This window comes from Polaromonas sp. CG_23.6 (assembly GCF_029892315.1).
Lineage (GTDB): Bacteria > Pseudomonadota > Gammaproteobacteria > Burkholderiales > Burkholderiaceae_C > Polaromonas.
In genome coordinates, this window is record NZ_JARXUY010000001.1 from 3,365,041 (window position 1) to 3,387,236 (window position 22,196).

Below are 22,196 nucleotides of genomic sequence, written 5' to 3' on the forward strand. Positions count from 1 at the left end.
CGGAGATATGACGATGAAATTAGTAGCAAGTGGGCAGTCCCTGGGCGCCCGTGTTGAAGACCTCGATTTGTCGAAACCCCTGTCCGATGAAGCATTCAAGCAACTGGAACAGGCGCTTGGAAAGTTTGGCGTTCTGAGCTATCCCGGGCAGAACCTGACCTCCTTGCAACTCAAGAATTTTTCCGAGCGGTTCGGCCGCCTGGAGGTCAACGTGGCCAACCTGTACCAGGAGCCCGGCCTGCCGGAGGTCATGATTCTTTCCAATATGGTGGAAAACGGAAAACCACTGGGGCTGAGCGATGCCGGCCAAGACTGGCACACCGACATGTCCTACAGCAGCATGATTGCTTTCACAAACGTTTTGTACGGCATCGAAATTCCCCACCGGGATGGCGAACCGCTGGGCAACACCGAGTTTTGCAACATGCACGCCGCCTACGACGGCCTGCCCGGGGAACTAAAGACCCGTCTGGCGGGCATGACCATCACCCACGATTTTGCCAAGTTCTGGGACAAAATGCGCCGTGAAAAAGGCAGCAGCCGGCCCGCGCTGACCGACGCGCAACGCAAAGCCAAGCCGCCGGTCACGCACCCGGTTTTCATGACACACCCCATCACCGGGGAAAAAGTGCTGTACGCCAATCCGGGCTATTCGATGCGCATCAATGAACTGCCGCAAGAAGAAAGTGACCGCATCCTGGCGTTTCTGTTTGAACACCAGTTGCAGTCCAAGTACCAGTACCGCCACCGCTGGAGCGTGGGCGACGTGCTGATGTGGGACAACATGGGCACGCTGCACAACGCGGTGGCCGATTACCGGCCCGACGAGCACCGCTACATCAAGCGCTGCCAGGTCATGGCGAACCGGTATTTTGAACAAGCCGCACCGTGAAAATCATCACCTACCGCAAGGATTCTGGCCCGGTGCTGACCGGCGTGGTGGCCGGTGAACAGGTGCTGGACATCACCGCCTGGACGGCCGCTCGGCCGGTCTGCGCCCTCGCGCAGCAACGCCTTGCAGCCGCCGGTGTGGAGGCGGCCAGCGGCGGCATCATGCGCTGGCTGCAGTCGGGCGCGGACGCGATCGAGGCGCTGAACGCGCATGTGCATGCTGCGCTGGCAACCCCGGGCACCCGGTACGACATGCTGCAGGGCGTGCAACTTTTTGCCCCCGTGCCACGGCCCGGAAAAATCATCGGGGTGGGGCGCAACTACGCGGACCATGCGAAGGAAACCGGGGTGGCCCCGTTCGAGTCGCCGCGCATCATCTTCAAGGTTCCGTCCTCGGTGGCGGCCCCCGGTGCATCGGTGCAGCGGCCTGCCGGTGTCAAAAAAATGGATTTCGAAGCCGAGCTGGCTGTCGTGATGGGCGCTTATGGCAAGGACGTGCCGCAAGCGCAAGCGCTGGCGCTGGTGGCGGGCTACACCATCTTGAACGACCTGAGCGCGCGCGAATTCCAGTTCGACGTTTCCCAGGCGCAGACGACGTTCGCCAAAAGCATGGACGGTTTTGCGCCGATGGGCCCGTGGCTGGTGACGCGCGATGAAGTCCCTGATCCGCAGACGCTTGACGTGTCGTGCTGGCTGAACGGCGCCCGGATGCAGCACGGGCATACCGCCGACATGCTGTTTCCAGTGGCCACCCTGATTGCCTACGTTTCCGGGTTCATGACGCTGGAGCCTGGCGACGTCATCACCACAGGAACGCCCGCCGGCATTGGCGCCTTCAGGCAGCCGCCGGTTTACCTGCAGCCGGGCGACCGCCTGCGGTTTGAAGTGACCCGGATCGGTGCCATGGAACACCTGATCAGCTAAAGAGAGCAGTGCCCTTTCGGCATGCACCCATCCCTAAAAAAACGGAGACATCTCATGAAAAAATCGTTCCTCACACTCATTGCAGCCGTTGCCTGCGCCAGCACAACGCTTGTCTACGCGCAAACCGCCGAGTTCCCCACCAAGCCGATTCGTCTGGTGGTCGGGTTTGCTGCAGGGGGGCCCACCGACATCATCGCGCGGGTGCTGGCCAAAGACATGTCGATCCTGTTGGGCCAGACCATCTTCATTGACAACAAGGCAGGCGCCAGCTCGATGATCGCAACCCGGGAAGTGAAAAACGCCGCCCCGGATGGCTACACGCTGCTGTTCTCATCGCTTGGGCTGAACGTCAACCCGATTTTGCTTGGCGAGCAGGCCGGCTACAACCCCAGAACCGATTTCACGCCCATTTCCAATGCCGCGACGCTGCCGCTGGTGGCGGTGCAGGCGTATGACTCGCCCGTCAAGTCCATGGCCGAGCTGCTCAAGACAGCGCAGAGCAAACCGGAAGCGGTGAGTTTCGCCTCGTCGGGCAACGGCGGCTCCGGACACCTTGCCGGCGAGCTTCTGGGGACGCTGGCCAAAGCAAAAATGCTGCATGTTCCCTATAAAGGCAATGGCCCGGCGCTGCTCGAAGTGATGGCCGGCAGGGTTGATTTCATGTTTTATCCGGTGATCGGCCTGGCCGACAACGTAGCGGCCAAGCGCATCAAAATCCTGGCGGTGGGTACCGCGAAAAGGCTCGCCCAGTTCCCCGATGCGCCGACGATGTCGGAAGTCGGTTTTCCCGGCTTTGAAGCGACAGCGCCGTGGGTCGGCATGCTGGCCCCTGCCAAAACGCCCCCCGCCGTGGTGAACCGCCTGAATGACGCCATGGTGAAGGCACTGGCCAAACCCGAGGTGAAGGCGCAGCTGGAAAAGCTGGGCGCTGTCATCGTGGGCGATTCGCCAGCCGAGTTCGCCGCCTACCTCAAGCGCGACTACGACCGTTGGGACCATGTGATCAAGGCCGCCGCCATCAAGGCCGATGTCAACTGAAGCCGACAGCCATTCCTCCGCTTTCAACCTGGACCCTCCTGTGCCCCTGAATGTTTCCAAAGCCTATTCGATCGAAGACCTGCGGCGTGCCGCGCAACGAAGGTTGCCCAAGGCCATTTTCGATTTTTTCGATGGCGGGGCCGAGGATGAGATCACCTTGCGCGACAACCGGGCAGCGTACCAGCGCGTTCGCTTGATGCCAAAGGTGCTGACCGATGTTTCGACGATCGATACGAGCACGGACATTCTGGGCCAGCGGGCCCAATTGCCGATGGCGATTGCCCCGACCGGCGCTGTCGGCTTCGGCTGGCGCGGCGGCGACATTGCCATTGCCCGGGCGGCGGCGGCGGCCGGTATTCCGTACACCCTGTCGAGCACGGCCACCGCATCGATTGAGCAGATCGCCAACGCCGCCCCGGGACGGCTGTGGTTTCAGGCCTACATCCTGCGCAACAAGCCTTTTCTTCAAACGCTCATCGACCGGGCGCAGGCTGCGGATTACGAAGCACTGGTGATCACCGTTGACCTGCCGGTCGGCGGCAAGCGGGAACGGGACTTTCGCAACGATTTTTCGGTTCCGTTTCGCTTCACGCCCAAGAACCTGCTGGACTTTGCCAGGCACCCCGGATGGTTGTCGGACATCGTTCGTTTCGGCATGCCGGTGATGGAAAACCTGATCGGCCTGGAGAGCAAGGCGACCAACGCCACGGCGATTGCCTCGTCGGTGGGCCGCAACTACGACCCGTCCTTCAATTGGGAGGGCCTGCAGAAAATCCGCGATGGCTGGCCCCGCAAGCTCATTGTCAAAGGCATTCTCAGCCCCGACGACGCCTTGCGCGTGGCGGCGATGGGCTGCGACGCGGTGGTGGTGTCCAATCACGGCGGCCGTCAGCTTGATGGCGCAGTGGCCACATTCGATGCATTGCCGGGCGTCGTCAAGGCCATCGATGGCCGCATTCCGGTGCTGCTCGACGGCGGCGTGCGGCGCGGCAGCGATATTTTCAAGGCCCTGGCCATGGGCGCCCAGGGCGTCATGCTGGGACGCGCCACACTCTACGGGGCATCGGCGGCGGGAGAGCCTGGCGCCAGCCGCGCACTGGCTATCTTGAAGGACGAACTGGTCCGGACCATGCAGCTGTGTGGTGTGCGTTCGACGGGGGATGCGAATGCGTCCTTCATGTTCTGATTTCAATTTTCTTTCAATGCCTATGGCTGCCCGTAGCATCGCCGCTACGCCTTCTGTTTGTCCTGGCTTGGTCTGGTCTGATCTGACAGCCTGCCGGTAGCCATGGCTGGTTCGTTTCCTGATCCAGACGGACACCAACAAAACCCGATCTTTGCGGCTCGGCCGCTGGCCCCCCAGTCGCCAGAAACTTGCCAAGGCCTTTAGAGCCGGCGCCTGTCTCGGTCTGTAAACTATTGCGGTGTTCAACTGTCCCGGCTTGTTTTTTGCCCCTTATGGAAATAGCCATGCTTTTCGCCTTCATCTTGCTCAGCGGCATCGTCATCGAGGCAGCCCTCGCCCCGCCGCTGGCGCAGCGGCTGGCGGGCTGCAGTGCCAGGAATGGAAGTTCAAGATTGTGGTCATGGATGGCAAGACCCTTGACAAGGTGCTGGCCAACCGCCTTGCCAGTGCGCCCCTGGAGTCAACGCTTGACATCGTGGCGGCTTGAGGCGATGGCGTGGTGTTGACCCGGGTCATGGCAGGCATGTATTTTTTTTCACCGCTTTTTTCGTGAATCAAGCGAACGGCTGCGGCTTTATAGGCCGCCGGTGGCGCGGCGAAACCGCACTGGCGGTGCTGTACTGGCACGACATTGTGGTCGTCGGCAGCATCATCAACCTGCTGACCGGCTTTGCCGCGCTGATGCTGGCAGCGCAGGGCGTTCACCTGGCAATTGCGGCGGCGGTGCATTTCGCCCCGCTGCCTTACAACGCTTTTTTGGTCGTGTCCTTGTGGCGCACCCCCCGATGCAGCCGGGCCATGGCCTGGACTTCTGCACTGTGGCTGGTCGTCATGACGGTGGTTTAAGGCAGGCGCTGCCATGCGCCCGGTGGGCTGGTTTTTTTATCTGTTCACCCTGGCTGCAGGTATTCGCGCAACGCCTGCACCGTCCGCGCTGTCGCCCCCCGGTTCCTGGCAGAAAAGGCCAATCCGGCTGCGACCGCTTTCGCCAGCGCAGCCGGATCCTCAGCCAGCCCCAGGCCGGCCTGCACGCCTTCAGCCATGTCGGCCACGCGCAGCGCAGCGCCTTCGGCCTCGGCGAGTTCGGCTGCTTCGGTGAAATTGAAGGTGTGCGGCCCCATCACGACCGGGCAGCCGCAGGCGGCGGCTTCGATCAGGTTCTGCCCGCCCAGCGGCGCAAAGCTGCCGCCCAGCAGGGCCGCGTCGGCCAGGCCGTAGTACAGCGCCATTTCGCCCAGCGAGTCGCCAAGCCAGACATCGGCGTTCATTGCCTCGGCGCTGTCGGCCGGGCTGCCGGTCCATTGCGAGCGGCGCGACACGCGCAGGCCGTGCAGCGCTGCCAGCGCGGCCACGTCGTCAAACCGCTGGGGATGGCGTGGCACGACCAGGGTCTTGAATCTGCAGTCCAACGGAATTGCTACTGAATTCATAGCTACCTGCGCTTGTGGGATATGCGCAAACGCCTTTATTTGCTTGAAAAACTCGTCTTCCTCGCCTTCACGCGAGCTGGCGAACATCAGCACCGGCTGCGCCAGCGACTGGCGCCAGGCCCGCCCTTTTTCCAGCTGGGCGGCGTCTGGCGTCGCGTCGAACTTCAGATTGCCGAACACGCCGGCGACCGGCGCGCCCAGCTGGTGAAAACGCCCGGCGTCGCCTTCGGTTTGCGCGTACACGGCCGACAGCGCACCATAGGCGGGCAGCGACAAGGCCGACAAACGCAGCGCCTGCTTCAGCGACTTGGCCGACAGCCGGCCATTGACCAGCACCAGCGGCATGCCGCGTTGTTTGGATCCGGCCACGGTGTTGGGCCAGATTTCGGTTTCCATCAGCAGGCCCAGGCGCGGCTTGAAGTGGCTGAAAAAACGCGCCACCGCAGCCGGGCTGTCCCACGGCTGCCAGACCTGCACGTCGCCGGGCTGGCCTATGGATTTAAGCAGCGCCCGCCCCTCCTCGCGGCCGGTGGCGGTGCCATGCGTCAGCAGCAGCCGCAGCGCCGGATACTGCTTGCGCAGCGCCTTGAGCAGCATGGCGGCGGTGCGGGTTTCGCCCAGCGACACAGCATGCACCCAGACCAGTTCGGACACGGCTTCAGCCGGCTGGGCATAGTGGCCAAAGCGTTCATCGACCGCTTCAAGGTAGCCGGGCTCCTGCCGACCGCGCCGCGCCAGCTTGCGCCGCAGCAGCGGCTGGACGAGCGTCGTGAACACCGAATACAGCGCGCGCGCCCATCTGCTCATGCGCCGTCGGCCCCGCGCATGGACGATTCCAGGGATTCGGACGCCTGGCCGGGTACGCCCTGCACGGTTGCCAGGCAGCCCAGCCAGGCCTGCCAGACCGCGTCCACGCTGGGCTGGGGCGCGGCGTAAACGCTGACCTGTCGGGCGCTGGCCGCGTCAGGCCCCGTACGCCAGGCGGTGTCAAAGTTGTAGAGCTGCACATGCGGCAGGTCGAGCGCCACGGCGATGTGGCTGACGCCGCTGTCCACGCCAATGACGCCGGCGCACTGGGCCAGTTCGTGCGTCAGCGCGTCAAGCGCCAGCAGCGGCCAGACGACCGCCTGGCCAGGCGCGCCATCATTCAACGACCGGGCAATCGCCTGGCTTTTAAGCTTTTCTTTTTCATTGCCATGGGGCAGCGCAATCTGATAACCGGCGGCATTCAGGCGCTGGCCCAGTGCCGTCCAGTGGCCCAGCGGCCACTCCTTGTCGGCACGCGATGTGCCATGCACGAAAGCCACCCTGTTTGCTACTTTTTCAGTAGCCAAATGGTCAAGTCCTGTTTGCGCAAGAGGCCTTTTTAGTCCGTAGTCCGGGCGGGGCGTAAGGCAATAGCCCAGCGCCCGGGCCACCAGCTCGCGCGAGCGCTGCACGGCGTGGATGTGCGGCTGGATGTGTATCGCCACGTCGGCCACCCAGCGCGTCGGGGCTTCATAGCCGGAACCATCGGTCTGGTTGGCCAGCGCGAAACGCTTGCCGCCAGGCGCCAGCCGCGCCAGCCGCGCCACAAGAGCAGATTTGGTCAGGCCCTGCAGGTCAATGACCGCGTCGTAGCCTGTCTGGCGCAGGTCGGCCTTGAAGGCGTTCCACTGCTGGCGCGTGACGGCGGACAGCGGCGACTTGCGCCAGCGCCGGATTTCGCACGGAATGACGCGCCGCACGCCGGGGTGCAGCGCCAGCACAGGCGCAAACGATTTTTCAACCACCCAGTCGATGTGCGCGCCCGGCAGGGCCGCGAGAATGTCCTGCACCACCGGCAGGGCATGCACCACATCGCCGAGAGAAGACAGCTTGACAAGAAGGATTCGAACCCCCACGCTCCCCGCGCCCTGTATTGCGCTGTGCACTTCTTTGTTCAATGCGCCGGCGCGGCAAACACCGCATCGGGCTTGACGCTGCGCAGCAGCACCAGCATGTCGGCCTGGATGCGGTCAAGCGCCGCCTGCGTCTGCCCCTCGAAGCGCAAGACCAGCACCGGCGTGGTGTTGGAGGCGCGAATCAGGCCAAAGCCGTCCGGCCAGTCCACGCGCACGCCGTCAATGGTGTTGACCTTGGCGGGCGCGTCGAAATGCGCGGCCTTGATGAGCGCGGTCACGGCCGTGTGCTGCTCGCCTTCGGCGCACGGCACGTTCAACTCGGGCGTGCTGAAGCTGGTCGGCAGGCTGTTGAGCAGCTCCCCGGCGTCAAGCGCCTGGCTGACGATTTCGAGCAGCCGGCAGCCGGCGTAGGTGCCGTCGTCGAAACCGTACCAGCGTTCCTTGAAGAAGATGTGGCCGCTCATCTCGCCGCCAAGCGGGGAATCGACTTCCTTCATCTTGGCCTTGATCAGGGAATGGCCGGTCTTGTACATCAACGGCACGCCGCCGGCCGCTTCAATCTCGGGCGCCAGGCGCTGCGAGCATTTCACGTCATAGACAATCGTGCCGCCCGGCACGCGGCTCAGCACGTCACGGGCAAACAGCATCATCTGGCGGTCGGGGTAGATGTTCTGGCCGTCCTTGGTAACGATGCCCAGGCGGTCGCCGTCGCCGTCGAAGGCCAGTCCGAGTTCGGCGTCGCCGGCCTGCAGCGCCTTGATCAGGTCCTGCAGGTTCTCGGGCTTGCTGGGGTCGGGATGGTGGTTGGGAAAGTTCCCATCGACCTCGCTGAACAGCTCGGTCACTTCGCAGCCGATGGCGCGGAAAATATCGGGCGCCGTCGCGCCGGCAATGCCGTTGCCGCAATCGACGACGATCTTCATCGGCCGCGCCAGCTTGATGTCGGACACGATGCGCGCCTGGTAAGCCTGCGTCACGTCCTCGGTACGCCGCGTGCCGCCGTCCTTGAGCGACCAGGTTTCTCCGTCCATCATGGCGCGGATTGCCTGGATATCGTCGCCGTAGATGGCGCGACCGGCCATGACCATCTTGAAGCCGTTGTAGTCCTTGGGGTTGTGGCTGCCGGTGACCTGAATGCCGGAGTTGCACAGCGTGTTGGCGGCGAAGTACAGCATCGGCGTGGTTACCATGCCGACATCGATCACTTCGATGCCGACCGCCTGCAGGCCGCGCATCAGCGCGGCGCTGAGCGACGGGCCGCTGAGCCGGCCGTCGCGGCCCACGGCTACTTTGGACTCACCCTGCGCCAGCGCGATGCTGCCAAAAGCCTTGCCGATGCCCTCGGCAACGTCCTCGGTCACCGTGGCGGGCACGACGCCCCGGATGTCATAGGCCTTGAAAATCGAAGCGGCTACTTGCATGGTGGGGTTCTTTTTAAAATGTTGTTGAGGGTGATGGCGCTACAGGGCCGGAGTACAGAAAAAGGAAAAGGAAAAGGAAAAACAATACCGGGAAATTTTATACAGCGGCTGGCGCCATAAGTAAACCGCAGGCGGCGGGCCACACGGACGCTACACACGTTACAGGCCTTATTTATACACGCGCCCCGGTGGCAGACGCTGCCAGTGTGCCTTGGTACAGCGCCATGTACTGCGCGGCGGCGGTTTCCCATGAAAAATTCTGCGCCATGCCGCGCCGCATCATCTGGCGCCACAGCGCAGGCTGGCCGTAAGCAGCGACCGCCTGCTGCAGCGCCTGCGCCAGGGCAACGGGCGTGGCCGGGCCGAAACTGAAACCGGTGGCCAGGCCGCTTTGCAGCGTGTCCTGCGTGGCGCCGACCACGGTGTCGGCCAGGCCGCCGACTTGCCGCACCACCGGCACCGTGCCATAGCGCAGCGCGTAAAGCTGGGTCAGGCCGCAAGGCTCGAAGCGGGACGGCACGAGCATGGCGTCAGCACCCGCCATCATGCGGTGCGCCAGCGCCTCGTCATACACCAGCCGCACGGCTACTCGCCCCGGATGCATGGCCGCCGCCTGGGCAAAGGCCGCTTCCAGCGCCGGGTCGCCATTGCCTTCGACGGCCAGCTGGGGGCCGCCCACCGCCGGAAAATCGAGCAGCGCGGGCAAGGCGTCGAGCAGCAAATCCAGCCCTTTTTGCGATGTCAGCCGGCTGACGACGGCAAACAGCGGCGCGCTGGCATCAACGTTCAAGCCCAGTTCCTGCTGCAGGGCCGCCTTGCACAGCGCCTTGCCTTGAAGCTTGTTGGGTGAATACGGCGCGGCGGTCAACGGGTCGGTGGCCGGATTCCAGACGTTGCCATCAACACCGTTCAGGATACCGGACACGTCCGCGCCACGGGCGCGAATCACGCCGTCCAGGCCGCAGCCAAAGGCATCGGTGGCAATTTCCTGCGCATAGGTCGGGCTGACCGTGGTGATGTGGCGGGCATATTTCAGCCCGGCTTTCATGAAGGACAGCTGGCCATGGAATTCGAGCCCGACCGGCACCATCAGGCGCGACGGCAGGCCCAGCAGGTGAAAGTCGCGTTCGTCAAACAGGCCCTGATAAGCCAGGTTGTGAACCGTGAAGACCGTGGCTGCCCGGGTGGCCGGGTGGCAGGCAACATAGGCGCAAGCCATGGCGGCATGCCAGTCGTGGGCGTGCAGCACATCGGGCGTCCAGCCGGGGTCCAGCTCGCCGGCAGCCAAGTGCGCCGCCACCCAGCCAAGCAGGCCAAAGCGCTGCAGGTTGTCAGGCCACTCAGTGCCGTCAGGTGCCAGGTAGGGGTTGCCCGGCCGCTGGTACAGGTAGGGCGCGTCAATCACATAGGCGGCAACGCCGTTGTGCGCCAGCCGGCCCAGGCGCAACGTGACGCGACCGGCGCCGAAAATCGCCCCCAGTTCGCACACCACCTGCTGGCCTTTGACGCCTTTCAGAATGTCGGGCAGGCCCGGCAGCACCAGCCGGACATCGGCTCCGACATCGATCAGGGCTTCAGGCAGCGCGCCGACCACATCGGCCAGGCCACCGGTCTTGACCAGCGGAAAAATTTCGGCAGCAGCGTGCAGGACCTTCATGCGCCGATCTTCTCCAGCATGATCCGGGTGACCAGCGTGATGCCGTTCGGGCTGCGGTGAAAGCGCTGGCCGTCGAGTTCGGCGTCTTCGCCGATCACCATGCCATCGGGAATGGTGCAGCCCCGGTCCACCACCACGCGGTTCAGGCTGGCGCCCCGCCCGACCTGAACGCCAGGCAAGAGCACAGCCCAGTTCACCTGGGCATGGGAATGCACGCGCACGCTGGAAAACAGCACCGAGCGGAACACATAGCCCGACACGATGCAGCCGCCGGACACGGTTGACTCAATCGCCATGCCGCGCCGGTCTTCCTGGTTGTGCACGAACTTGGCCGGCGGCAATTGCGCCTGGTATGTCCAGATCGGCCAGTGCTGGTCGTACAGATTGAGGTCCGGGTCGGTCGCCGTCAGGTCGATATTGGCCTCCCAATAGGCGTCGATGGTGCCGACATCGCGCCAGTAGGGCTCGGCCACATCGCTGGAAGGCACACAACTCAGCGCAAACGGGTGCGCTGCCACTTCACCATTTTTCACGGCGCGCGGAATAATGTCCTTGCCAAAGTCGTGCGTTGAGTCGGGGTCATTGATGTCACGCGCCAGTTCCTTGTAGAGGTACTCGGCGTTGAAGATATAGATGCCCATGCTGGCCAGCGCCATGTCGGGACGGCCCGGCATTGACGGCGGGTCGGCCGGTTTTTCAAGGAATTCGGTCACCATGCTGTTTTCATCCACCGCCATCACGCCAAAAGCGGTGGCCTCCATGCGCGGCACGGCGATGCAGCCCACGGTGCAGTCGCGGCCCTTGGCCACATGGTCGGCCAGCATCAGCGCGTAGTTCATCTTGTAGATATGGTCGCCGGCCAGCACCACGATGTAGTCGGCGCCGTAGCTCTCCAGAATGTCATGGTTCTGGTACACGGCGTCGGCCGTTCCCCGGTACCAGCTTTCGTCGCCGCTGCGCTGCTGGGCCGGCAGCAGATCGACGAACTCGTTCATTTCGGTTTTCAAAAAGGCCCAACCGCGTTGCAAATGACGCAACAGGCTGTGCGACTTGTATTGGGTAATAACGCCAATGCGCCGTATGCCCGAATTGAGGCAATTCGACAGCGCAAAGTCGACGATTCGGAACTTGCCGCCGAAATACACCGCCGGCTTGGCCCGGCTGTCGGTCAGGTTCATCAGCCGGCTGCCGCGGCCGCCAGCGAGCACCAGGGCAACCGCGCGTTTTGGCAAATCAAGGCTTTGGGCAAGTTCGTTAGGTTTCATTGTTTCCAGCGGTGGGAGTGATGAAGGGCGCCACCATCTTAATACCGCAAACCGCGCAGGCAAGGGCTTTGCGGGGCATAAAACAGGGAATCAAGCGCCAAATGTACCGCCGGTCAACAGCCACTGACAGTGTGGCTATCGCCCGTTTCAAAGTCGGTCCTACAGTCTTTTTCACATGCGAGAATCAACAAAAAACTGGCAGATGGCGCGCTCCTTGCTGATAGTCGCCCCGGTCTGCCGCACCTGAAAGATCAACGCCGTGAATTCAAGCTTTCCCATTGCCAAACATGCCCTGGCCGCACAAATCGAAACGCATTTGTTGTGCACCGTCGGCGTGGCCTCGGAAGACGCCACGCCCACCGACCTGATGCAGGCTGTCGCCCAGGTGGCGCGCGAACAACTGTCACAGCGCTGGGTTGAAACCCAGGCGCTGCAACGCGCCGCCAAGGCGCGACGGGTGGTGTACCTGTCGATGGAATTCCTGATGGGCCGCACCCTGTCGAATGCGCTGGCCGCGCTCAGCCTGACCAGCGGCGCGGCCCAGGGCTTGACGCAGCATGCGCAAAGCCTGGAAGATGTGGCGGACCGCGAGGCCGATGCGGCATTGGGCAATGGCGGCCTGGGCCGGCTGGCGGCGTGTTTTCTTGACTCGATGGCGACGCTAGGCCTGCCCTCTTTCGGCTACGGCATCCGCTATGAATACGGCATGTTCGCGCAGGAAATCCAGGACGGCGCGCAGGTCGAATACCCCGATCCCTGGCTGCAGGACGGCACGCCGTGGGAGTTTCCGCGGGCCGGCATCAGCTACCCGGTTCGCTTCGGCGGCTGGGTCGAGCATGTGGACGGCACCCCGGTCTGGCGCCACGCCGGCGAAGTCGCCGCCAAGGCCTACGACATGGTGGTGCCCGGCCATGGCACGCCGCTGGTCAGCACCCTGCGCTTGTGGAAAGCCGTGGCGCCAGCGCATATTGACCTGAATGCCTTCAACACCGGCGACTATGCCCGGGCGGCGACAGCCAAGAACGAATTCGAGAACATCTCCTGGGTGCTTTACCCCAACGACAGCACGCCGGCCGGACGAGAGTTGCGTTTGAAACAAGAGTATTTCTTTGTCGCTGCGTCGATCCAGGACCTGGTGAAGCGTCATTTAGACGAACACCCGACGCTGGACAACCTGGCCGACCAGGTCGCCATTCACCTGAACGACACCCACCCGGCCATCGGCGTGGCCGAGTTGATGCGGCTGCTGTGCGACGAGCACGGCATGCCGTGGAGCCAGGCCTGGGCGCTGTGCGGCAAGACGTTCTCGTACACCAACCACACCCTGATGCCTGAGGCACTGGAAACCTGGCCGGTCGCCTTGATCCAGCATGTGCTGCCGCGCCACCTGGAAATCATCTTTCGCATCAACAAGGAATTCCTGGAAATGGCGGCGCGCCACCGCCCCGGCGACAACGCATTTTTGTCACGGCTGTCGCTGATCGACGAGCATGGCGAGCGGCGCGTGCGCATGGCGCACCTGTCGGTGGTGGGCAGCCACAAGGTGAACGGCGTGTCAGCGCTGCATTCGGATTTACTGGTGCAGACCATCTTTGCCGACTTTGCCGACCTGTGGCCGGAACGCTTCACCAACATGACCAACGGCGTCACGCCCCGGCGCTGGCTGGCGCAGGCCAACCCCGGCCTGTCGGGGCTGCTCGACAGCACACTGGGCAACCGCTGGCGGCTGGACCTGGAGGAACTCAAGCGGCTCGGTGAATACCGCAGCGACGCTGACTTTCAGGGGAAATTCATGGCTATCAAGCGCGCCAACAAGGCGCGGCTGGCGGCTTACATCGATAAGACGACGGGCATTGTCGTCAGCCCCGACAGCCTGTTCGACGTGCAGGTCAAGCGCATCCACGAGTACAAGCGCCAATTGCTCAATGTGCTGCACGTCGTCACGCGCTACCAGGCGATTCTGGCGAATCCTGAAGGCGACTGGGTGCCGCGCACGGTGATCTTTGCCGGCAAGGCGGCGTCGAGCTACCACACGGCCAAGTCCATCATCCAGCTGATCCACGACGTCGGCAACGTCATCAACCACGACCCGCGCATTGCAGACAAGCTCAAACTGGTGTTCATTCCCAACTACGGCGTGTCCGTGGCCGAGGTCATCATGCCCGGCGCTGATCTGTCAGAGCAAATATCAACAGCCGGCACCGAAGCCTCGGGTACCGGCAACATGAAGCTGGCGTTGAACGGCGCCTTGACCATTGGCACCGATGACGGGGCGAATATCGAGATTCGCCAGAACGTCGGCGACGACAACATCTTCATCTTCGGCCTGAAGACGCCCGAGGTGCATGCGCTGCGGCAAACCGGCTACCAGCCGATGCGCTACTACGAAAGCCTGCCGGCGCTGAAAAATGTGCTGGACGCAATTGCCGGCGGCCAGTTCAGCACGGAGGAACCGGGCCGTTACCGCGCGCTGGTCGATTCACTGCTGTGGGGCGGCGACCATTACCTGCTGCTGGCCGATTACGAGTCTTACGTTGCCACGCAGTTGCGGGTCGATGCGTTGTTCCGCCGGCCGGGACCCTGGTGCGAAAAGGCGATTGCCAACGTGGCGGGCATGGGCGTTTTTTCGTCCGACCGGACGATTCGGGAATATGCCCGCCAGATCTGGAACATCGAGCCCGCCGCGCACTGAGCGCGCTTATTGACCGCACCCGAGGACACGTGCCATGCTGAAGCCCGAAGATGTCGAACTGATTTGCAGCGCCCGCCACGGCGACCCGTTCTCGGTACTGGGGCCGCATGCGGACGACGGCGGCGTGTCGGTCCGCGCTTTTTTGCCAGGCGCCCGGCGGGTGGAAGTGCTCGATGCCGATTCGGGCCACCCGGTCGGCACACTGGAGCGGCACCACCCCGACGGATTTTTTGAAGGCCTGCTGGCGCTGCCGGCCCCGGAGGCTTACTGCCTGCAGGTGCAGTGGGACAACTACCAGACCGCCGTGCTGGAAGACCCGTACCGATTCGGGCCGGTGCTCGGCGAAATGGACGTGTGGCTGCTCAGCGAAGGCACGCACCTTCGGCCCTATGAAATCCTGGGCGCTAACCCGTGCAGCCGGGACGGCGTGGACGGCACCAGTTTTGCGGTGTGGGCGCCCAATGCCGCCCGCGTCAGCGTGGTGGGCGACTTCAACCTCTGGGACGGTCGGCGCCACCCGATGCGGCTGCGGCGCGAGTGCGGCGTCTGGGAAATCTTCCTACCCGGCGTAACAACAGGCGCGCGCTACAAGTTCGAAATTCTCGCCGCCGATGGCCAGGTGCTGCCAGCCCGCGCCGACCCGTATGCGCGCCAGGCCGAACTGCGGCCCGCCACCGCCAGCATCGTGGCCGGCATGCCCGCCCGCCAGCCGGCATCCAGTGCGCGCCAGCAAGCCAATTCGCTGGAGGCACCCCTGAGCATTTATGAAGTCCACCTCGGTTCCTGGCGGCGCATCGACGACCCGGCAAGTGGCTTGCCGCGCTGGCTGACCTGGGACGAACTGGCGGCGCAACTCGTCCCTTACGCAGCAGACATGGGTTTTACCCACCTGGAGCTGATGCCGGTCAGCGAACATCCGTTTGACGGCTCCTGGGGCTACCAGCCCGTCGGCCTGTATGCGCCGACCGCACGTTTTGGCGATGCCGACGGACTGGTGCGCTTCATTGCCTGCTGCCATGCGGCGGGCATTGGCGTGCTGCTCGACTGGGTGCCGGCGCACTTTCCGACCGATGCGCATGGCCTGGGCAATTTTGACGGCACGCCGCTGTATGAATACGCCGACCCGCGCGAAGGCTTCCACAACGACTGGAACACGCTGATCTACAACCTGGGCCGCACCGAAGTGCGCAACTTCCTGATCGGCAATGCGCTGTACTGGCTGGAGCGTTTTGGCATTGACGGCCTGCGTGTCGATGCGGTGGCGTCGATGCTCTACCGAGACTACAGCCGAAAAGCGGGCGAATGGATTCCCAACATTCACGGTGGCCGCGAAAACCTGGAAACCATCGCCTTTCTGAAACGCATGAATGAAGTGATTGGCACCGAGCGGCCGCAAGCCGTCACCATGGCCGAAGAGTCAACCTCGTTTCCCGGCGTGTCGCGTCCCACCTCTGAGGGCGGGCTGGGCTTTCACTACAAATGGAACATGGGCTGGATGCACGACACGCTGCAGTACATGGCGCGCGACCCGGTGCATCGCCAGCACCATCAGGGCGAAATGACCTTCGGCCTGAGCTACGCCTTCAGCGAAAACTTCGTGCTGCCCATTTCGCATGACGAAGTGGTGCATGGCAAAGGCTCGCTGCTGGACAAGATGCCCGGCGACGACTGGCAGCAATTCGCCAACCTGCGCGCCTACCTGGGCTTCATGTTCGGCCACCCCGGCAAGAAGCTGCTGTTCATGGGCTGCGAGTTTGCGCAGGTGCGCGAATGGAACCACGACCAGAGCCTGGACTGGCACCTTCTGGACAAGCCGCAACATGCCGGCGTGCAGCGGCTGGTGCGCGACCTGAACCAGCTTTATACAACCACCCCGGCGCTGCATGCGCTGGACTTCACACCCGCTGGTTTTGAATGGATAGACCACCAGGATGCCGCGCATTCGGTGCTCAGCTTCATCCGGCGCAGCAACAACCCAGGGACTTTCAACGTGGTGATCTGCAATTTCACACCGGCCGTGCAAACGTCCTACCGCATTGGCGTGCCGCAGCCCGGCGACTACCGAGAGCGGCTCAATACCGACTCGGCGCATTACGGTGGCAGCAATGCGGGCACGCCGCTGGGCATGGCCAGCACCGAGCCCTTCAGCTGGCACGGCCACGCGCAGTCCATCGTGCTGACGCTGCCACCGCTGGCAACGGTTTTTCTGGAGTGGACGGCATGAGGACGACGGACCCACTTCTGATCGGAAAACCCTGGCCACTGGGCGCCAGCTGGGACGGCCAGGGCGTGAATTTTGCCGTTTTTTCAGCCCATGCTTCAGCCATCGAGCTGTGCCTGTTCGACGATGCCGGAACGCTGCAGACGCGCTGCGAATGCCTGCCTGGCCACACGGACGATATCTGGCACGGCTACCTGCCGAACGCCGCACCCGGCCTGATTTATGGCCTGCGGGCACAAGGCGACTGGCAGCCCGAGCACGGCCACTTTTTCAATCCAAACAAGCTGCTGCTCGACCCCTATGCCCGCGAAGTCGTCGGCACCTTCGAGTGGCGCGACGAAAACTTTCCCTATGTCCACCCGAGTCCGCCGGACACACCACCGGAACAACCGCCCGAGATGGACAGCCGCGACAACGCCGCCGGTGCGCTGAAGGCGCGGGTGGTGCAAGTGGACAGTTTCGACTGGTCAGGCGACCAGCCGCCGGGTGTGCCGCTGCGGGACACGGTGCTCTACGAAGCCCACGTCAAGGGTTTTTCCAAACGCAACCCGGCGGTGCCCGAAGCGCTGCGCGGCAGTTATGCCGGCCTGGCCGATCCGGCGTCGCTGGCGCACCTCAAGCGCCTGGGCATCACCAGCGTCAGCCTGCTGCCGGTGCATTACGCGCTGGACGAAGAGCGGCTGGCCGGCATGGGCCTGAGCAATTACTGGGGTTACAACACGCTGGCCTTCTTTGCGCCCAGCGTGCGGCTGGCGTCGCAGCAGGACGGCGTCAACCCGCGCGATGAATTCCGGACCATGGTCAAGGCGCTGCATGCCGAGGGCCTGGAAGTCATTCTGGACGTGGTCTACAACCACAGCGCCGAGGCCGACGGCGGCGGCCCGTCCATCAGCTTTCGCGGCCTGGACAATGCCAGCTACTACCGCCTCAGCCCGGAGCCGCCGGTCGGCTTCGAGAACCACAGCGGCTGCGGCAACACGCTGGACATCCGCCAGCCCCGGGTGCTGCAGCTGGTGATGGACAGCCTGCGCTACTGGGTCAGCGAGATGCATGTCGATGGTTTTCGCTTCGACCTGGCACCGGTGCTGGGCCGGGGCAGCGAAGGCTTCGAGCGCGAAGGCGCGTTTTTCACCGCCGTGGCGCAAGACCCGGTGCTGTCGCGCGTCAAGATGATCGCCGAGCCATGGGACATCGGCCCGGGCGGCTACCAGGTCGGCGGTTTTGCCAAAGGCTGGCTGGAGTGGAACGACCATTTCCGCGACGGCATGCGCAGCTTCTGGCTGCAGTCCGGCGAGCATGCCACCTCGCTCGGCGACTTCGCCCGGCGGCTGTGCGGCTCGGCGGATCTGTACCAGGGCAGCGGACGGCCCCCGGCCACCTCGGTGAACTACCTGGTGTCGCACGACGGTTTCACCCTGGCGGATTTGGTCAGCCACAACGAGCGCCACAACGAGGCCAATGGCGAGGACAACCGCGACGGCCACGGCAACAACCTGAGCAACAACTGCGGCGCCGAAGGCCCGACCGACGATGCGCCCATCAACGAGTTGCGCGGCCGCATGCGGCGCGCACTGCTGGCCACCACGCTGCTGGCCCAGGGCACGCCCATGCTCTGCGCCGGCGACGAACTCGGCCACAGCCAGCACGGCAACAACAACCCGTATTGCCAGGACAACGAGATCACCTGGATCGACTGGACAAAAGCCGACGACACGCTGATCAACTTCACCGCCTGGGTGCTGTCGCTGCGCCGCCAGTTGCTGCCCTTGGGCAACCACTGGTACAGCGGACTGAGCGACACGCTCGGCCTGCACGACCTGCACTGGTTGAACAGCAGCGGCGAGGGCTTGCAGGACCAGGATTGGGGCGACAACAGCCAGCGCGTGCTCGGCTGCCTGATCGGCCAGCCGGGCAAGGCAGTCGCCCCGCTGCTGCTGCTGGTCAACCCGGAGGCCGAAGACCACGAGTTCCTGCTGCCCGCCGGCGTCTGGCAGGCGGTGCTGGACACCGCCGATCCAAGCGGCGTGACCCGCTGGCAGGGCCAGGGCGAGGCGCCCTTGAAGCTGGCGGCGCACAGCCTGATGCTGCTGGTTGTCGCGGGCACCGAAGTGCAGTTCTAGAAAAAATTTTCTTTCACTTTCACCATGACAAACAGGCAAGCCGCAGACTGGATGCCTTTTTTTGCTATTTAATTCATAGCTGCTTACGCATACTCTGAAAGCGCAATGACATCAGCCTCTGTCATCCTGGCCCCGGATCAAGCCCGGGGTTTCAGCACCCGGGAACCATGACTTCTCCCCAGCGGGGTCATGGATTGCGGATTCCCGGATCAAGTCCGGGACAGGCTCTGTCCGCAATGACAAAAGAGATGACGGAGAGCTTCGAGGAAGCTGAGCAGTTACTTTGAAAGCTACTTCCTGGCCACGGCGAACGACAAAAGCCTTCTGCATTTTTGAATGGACAACCCATGACCTTTCCCCGTTCCAGCGGCGTGTTGCTCCACCCCACTTCCTTGCCCGGCCCGCATGGTTGCGGCGACCTGGGACCGGGCGCTTATCACTTTGTCGACTGGCTGGTCACGGCCAGGCAAAGGCTCTGGCAAATTTTGCCGCTGGGCGGCATCGGCCCCGGCAACTCGCCTTACATGAGCAGTTCGGCCTTTGCCGGCAACCTGCTGCTGATCGACTTGGCCGAGCTGCACCAGCATGGCTGGCTGATTGATGCCGACCTGCAGCCGGACGCCGCATTCAGCGAAGCCCGCGTTGACTTTGGCGCCGTCGTGCCGTGGCGCATGGCGCGGCTGCAAAAAGCCGCCGCCCGCTTTGCGCAACACATCAGCGCAGCCGACCAGGCGGACTTCGCCGATTTTTGCCTGCACCACGCCGGCTGGCTGGAAGACTACGCGCTGTTCATGACGCTGGATGAACTCCACAACGGGCGCGACTGGAGCGACTGGCCGGCGCCGCTTGCCCAGCGCGCGCCGCAGGCCCTGCAGGAAGCCAGCAGCGCGCATGCCGAACGCATTGCCTTCTGGAAATTCAGCCAGTGGTGCTTTTACCGGCAATGGAAAAAACTGCGCGCCCATGCCAACGAGCGCGGCGTGAAGATCGTCGGCGACGCACCCATCTTCATCGCCTACCAGAGCGCCGAAGTCTGGGCGCGCCAGGAATTGTTCGAGCTGGATGCCGACGGCCGCGCCACCGTCATCGCCGGCGTGCCACCGGACTATTTCAGCATCACCGGCCAGCGCTGGGGCAACCCGCTGTACCGCTGGAGCGCCCATGCGGCCGAAGGCTACGCCTGGTGGACAGAACGCGTACGGCGCATTTTCGAGCTGGTGGACATCGTGCGCATTGACCATTTCCGGGGCTTTGCCGGCTATTGGGAAATCCCGGCCAGCGAGCCCAACGCCATCCGCGGACGCTGGCTGCCCGGCCCCGGTGCGGCGCTGTTCCATGCCATCGAAGCAGCACTGGGCGAATTGCCCATCATTGCCGAAGACCTGGGGCAAATCACCCCCGACGTGGACGCCTTGCGGCATGAATTCAGCCTGCCCGGCATGCGGATTTTGCAGTTTGCGTTCAGCGAAGACGGCGACAACACCAATGCCTACCTGCCGCACAACTACGACAGCAACACCGTGGTCTACACCGGCACGCACGACAACAATACCACGCAGGGCTGGTGGGCCGAGGCCTCGCCCGCGATGCGCCAGCAGGTGCTGGACTACCTGGGCACCGGTGACGGCCACGACATCCACTGGCAATTGATCCGCGCTGCCAGCGCCAGCGTGGCCGACACGGCGATCCACCCGATGCAGGACGTGCTGGGCCTGGGCAGCGACCACCGCATGAACCTGCCGGGCCAGGGCGAAAGCCATTGGGAATGGCGTTTCAGCTGGGCACAAGTGCAGCCTGCGCACGCCGAACAACTGGCCCGGTTTGGCAGCCTCTACCGGCGCGAGTGACGGGCGGGCCAATCGGTCAAGCCGCAATTTAACAAGTCCGGAAACGGCCAGTCAGCCTGCCGCATGCGCCGTATCATTGCCGCATGACGACGAAAAATTCCCTGCTGGCCGACGACGATTGCTATATCGCGCTGAAGGCGAGGGACGCGCGTTTCGACGGCCGCTTCTTCACCGGCGTGCTATCCACCGGCATCTACTGCCGGCCGGTGTGCAGCGTCAAGACACCGCTGCGCCAGAACTGCCGCTTTTTCAGCCATGCGGCGCAGGCCGAAAGCGCCGGTTTCCGGCCCTGCCTTCGCTGCCGGCCCGAACTGGCGCCGCATTCGGTGGCTTGGTCGATCCAGGATGCGTCTTACATCCTGGCGCATCAGGCGGCCCGGCTGTTAGATGAGCCCGACAGCTGGACCGATGAAGCCGTCTCCGTTGAAAAGCTGGCCGCGCGTCTGGGCGTGAGCAGCCGCCATGTGCGGCGCATCTTCGAGGCGCAGTTCGGCGTGTCGCCGTTGCAGTATTTGCAAACCCGGCGCCTGCTGACAGCTAAGCAGTTGCTGGCCGATACCGACATGCCCGTGACGCAGGTGGCGCTGGCCAGCGGCTTTGCCAGCGTGCGCCGTTTCAACGCCGCGTTCATGCAGCACTACCGGCTCAACCCAAGCGAGATGCGCCGGCAGCAAGAGAGCCCACAGCATGAAGGCATCACCGTTCGCCTGGGTTACCGCCCGCCTTACGACGTGGCCTCCATGCTGAAGTTTATTGAAACACACCGCATAAACGCTATCGAATTCATAGCTACTGACAACCACCAGACAAGCACAGGAAGGACATTAGCCATCGAATCTAGCGGAAAAACACATGCGGGCTGGCTGCTCGCCCGTTTTGACGAGCCGCACAACCAGCTGGTCTTGCAGGTGAGCGATTCGCTGCGCGAGGTGCTGCCGCTGGTGATTCGCCGGGTCCGCGCGCTGTTTGACCTGGACGCCGACCCGGCCGCCATCAACAGCGTGCTGCACGCCAGCTTTCCGGAGGGCGACGGGCTGCGGGTTCCCGGCGCGCTCGATGGCTACGAGCTGGCCGTGCGGGCGGTGCTGGGCCAGCAGATCACCGTCGCGGCGGCGCGAACGCTGGCGCAGCGGCTGGTGGACCGATTCGGCGAGCCGATTGAAACGCCGTGGCCGCAGCTGACCCGGCTGTTTCCCGCGCCCGCCGTACTGGCCGTTGCCAGCAGTGATGCGCTCGGACTATTGGGCATCGTCAGGCAGCGCCAGGCGGCCATTAACGGCATTGCGCAGGGGGTCGCCGAAAAGCGGCTGCATCTGCATGGTGGCGCCGATGTCAACGCAACAATCGCCCAACTCAAGGCGCTGCCCGGCATTGGCGACTGGACGGCGCAATACATCGCCATGCGCGCCCTGTGCTGGCCCGATGCGTTTCCGGCCGGCGACGTGGCGCTGCATAAAATGCTCGGTGTGCAGACACTCAAGTCGCCGGCCCGGGAAGCTGAAAAGGCATCGCTGGCGTGGAAACCGTGGCGCAGCTACGCCGTCATACGCGCCTGGAGCGGCTTGCTGGCCGCTGCGCCAGACAAGCTGCCTTCATTGGAAATACCATGAATGCTATTAAA

At 63.8% G+C, this 22,196-nt stretch carries 16 protein-coding genes; 11 read left to right on the forward strand and 5 right to left on the reverse strand.

Translation table 11 applies throughout. The annotated features are described in order from the left end of the window. The first annotated feature begins 13 nt into the window (after positions 1-13). The 6 genes from H4V98_RS15935 (at position 14) to H4V98_RS15960 (ending at position 4,885) form a co-directional block, all read left to right on the forward strand. Complete coding sequence (locus H4V98_RS15935) at positions 14-892, forward strand: TauD/TfdA family dioxygenase (protein ID WP_196862439.1); 879 nt, start codon at positions 14-16, stop codon at positions 890-892. Then, positions 889-1,815 carry a fumarylacetoacetate hydrolase family protein gene (locus tag H4V98_RS15940; RefSeq protein ID WP_196862440.1) on the forward strand — a complete coding sequence of 309 codons (927 nt, stop codon included), beginning with the start codon at positions 889-891 and terminating at the stop codon, positions 1,813-1,815. Before H4V98_RS15935 ends, H4V98_RS15940 begins: the two co-directional genes overlap by 4 nt. A 54-nt stretch (positions 1,816-1,869) precedes the next feature. Beyond that, positions 1,870-2,853, forward strand: a complete 984-nt coding sequence (locus tag H4V98_RS15945; protein ID WP_196862441.1) for a tripartite tricarboxylate transporter substrate binding protein — start codon at positions 1,870-1,872, stop codon at positions 2,851-2,853. 40 nt (positions 2,854-2,893) lie between these two features. Further along, positions 2,894-4,039 (forward strand): alpha-hydroxy acid oxidase, encoded by a 1,146-nt coding sequence (locus H4V98_RS15950; RefSeq protein WP_280757699.1) that lies wholly within the window; start codon positions 2,894-2,896, stop codon positions 4,037-4,039. Positions 4,040-4,295: 256 nt separating this feature from the next. Further along, positions 4,296-4,526, forward strand: a complete 231-nt coding sequence (locus H4V98_RS15955) for a hypothetical protein (protein WP_280757700.1) — start codon at positions 4,296-4,298, stop codon at positions 4,524-4,526. Between the two features lie 62 nt (positions 4,527-4,588). Continuing rightward, positions 4,589-4,885 carry a hypothetical protein gene (locus H4V98_RS15960; RefSeq protein ID WP_196864549.1) on the forward strand — a complete coding sequence of 99 codons (297 nt, stop codon included), beginning with the start codon at positions 4,589-4,591 and terminating at the stop codon, positions 4,883-4,885. A gap of 44 nt (positions 4,886-4,929) precedes the next feature. Here the strand turns inward: H4V98_RS15960 and H4V98_RS15965 are convergent, their stop codons facing one another. From H4V98_RS15965 to glgC, 5 genes are all read right to left on the reverse strand, one after another. Further along, on the reverse strand, positions 4,930-6,276 hold the full coding sequence (locus H4V98_RS15965) for a 3-deoxy-D-manno-octulosonic acid transferase (RefSeq protein ID WP_280757701.1): 1,347 nt from the start codon (positions 6,274-6,276) through the stop codon (positions 4,930-4,932). Then, positions 6,273-7,352: a lipopolysaccharide heptosyltransferase I gene (waaC, locus tag H4V98_RS15970; protein ID WP_196864551.1), complete on the reverse strand. Its 1,080-nt coding sequence runs from the start codon at positions 7,350-7,352 to the stop codon at positions 6,273-6,275. Before waaC ends, H4V98_RS15965 begins: the two co-directional genes overlap by 4 nt. A gap of 38 nt (positions 7,353-7,390) precedes the next feature. After that, positions 7,391-8,773, reverse strand: coding sequence for a phosphomannomutase/phosphoglucomutase (locus H4V98_RS15975; RefSeq protein WP_196864552.1), 1,383 nt, complete (start codon positions 8,771-8,773; stop codon positions 7,391-7,393). A gap of 172 nt (positions 8,774-8,945) precedes the next feature. Further along, positions 8,946-10,430 carry a glycogen synthase GlgA gene (gene glgA, locus H4V98_RS15980; RefSeq protein ID WP_280757702.1) on the reverse strand — a complete coding sequence of 495 codons (1,485 nt, stop codon included), beginning with the start codon at positions 10,428-10,430 and terminating at the stop codon, positions 8,946-8,948. Next, on the reverse strand, positions 10,427-11,695 hold the full coding sequence (glgC, locus tag H4V98_RS15985; protein WP_280757703.1) for a glucose-1-phosphate adenylyltransferase: 1,269 nt from the start codon (positions 11,693-11,695) through the stop codon (positions 10,427-10,429). Before glgC ends, glgA begins: the two co-directional genes overlap by 4 nt. Positions 11,696-11,954: 259 nt before the next feature. On the opposite strand from glgC, the gene H4V98_RS15990 reads away from it, so the two are divergent. The 5 genes from H4V98_RS15990 to H4V98_RS16010 all read left to right on the forward strand — a co-directional run bounded on the left by H4V98_RS15990 (position 11,955) and on the right by H4V98_RS16010 (position 22,185). Then, a complete protein-coding gene (locus H4V98_RS15990) occupies positions 11,955-14,387 on the forward strand; it encodes a glycogen/starch/alpha-glucan phosphorylase (protein ID WP_196864555.1) in 2,433 nt (810 codons plus the stop codon). Positions 14,388-14,421: 34 nt separating this feature from the next. Next, positions 14,422-16,611 (forward strand): 1,4-alpha-glucan branching protein GlgB, encoded by a 2,190-nt coding sequence (gene glgB, locus H4V98_RS15995; protein ID WP_280757704.1) that lies wholly within the window; start codon positions 14,422-14,424, stop codon positions 16,609-16,611. After that, complete coding sequence (glgX, locus tag H4V98_RS16000; protein WP_280757705.1) at positions 16,608-18,728, forward strand: glycogen debranching protein GlgX; 2,121 nt, start codon at positions 16,608-16,610, stop codon at positions 18,726-18,728. The genes glgB and glgX overlap by 4 nt, the downstream gene beginning before the upstream one ends. A gap of 347 nt (positions 18,729-19,075) precedes the next feature. Next, positions 19,076-20,575: a 4-alpha-glucanotransferase gene (malQ, locus tag H4V98_RS16005; protein WP_280757706.1), complete on the forward strand. Its 1,500-nt coding sequence runs from the start codon at positions 19,076-19,078 to the stop codon at positions 20,573-20,575. A gap of 83 nt (positions 20,576-20,658) precedes the next feature. Continuing rightward, entirely contained in the window at positions 20,659-22,185 is a 1,527-nt protein-coding gene (locus H4V98_RS16010; RefSeq protein ID WP_280757707.1) for a DNA-3-methyladenine glycosylase 2 family protein, read from the forward strand. Positions 22,186-22,196 lie beyond the last annotated feature (11 nt).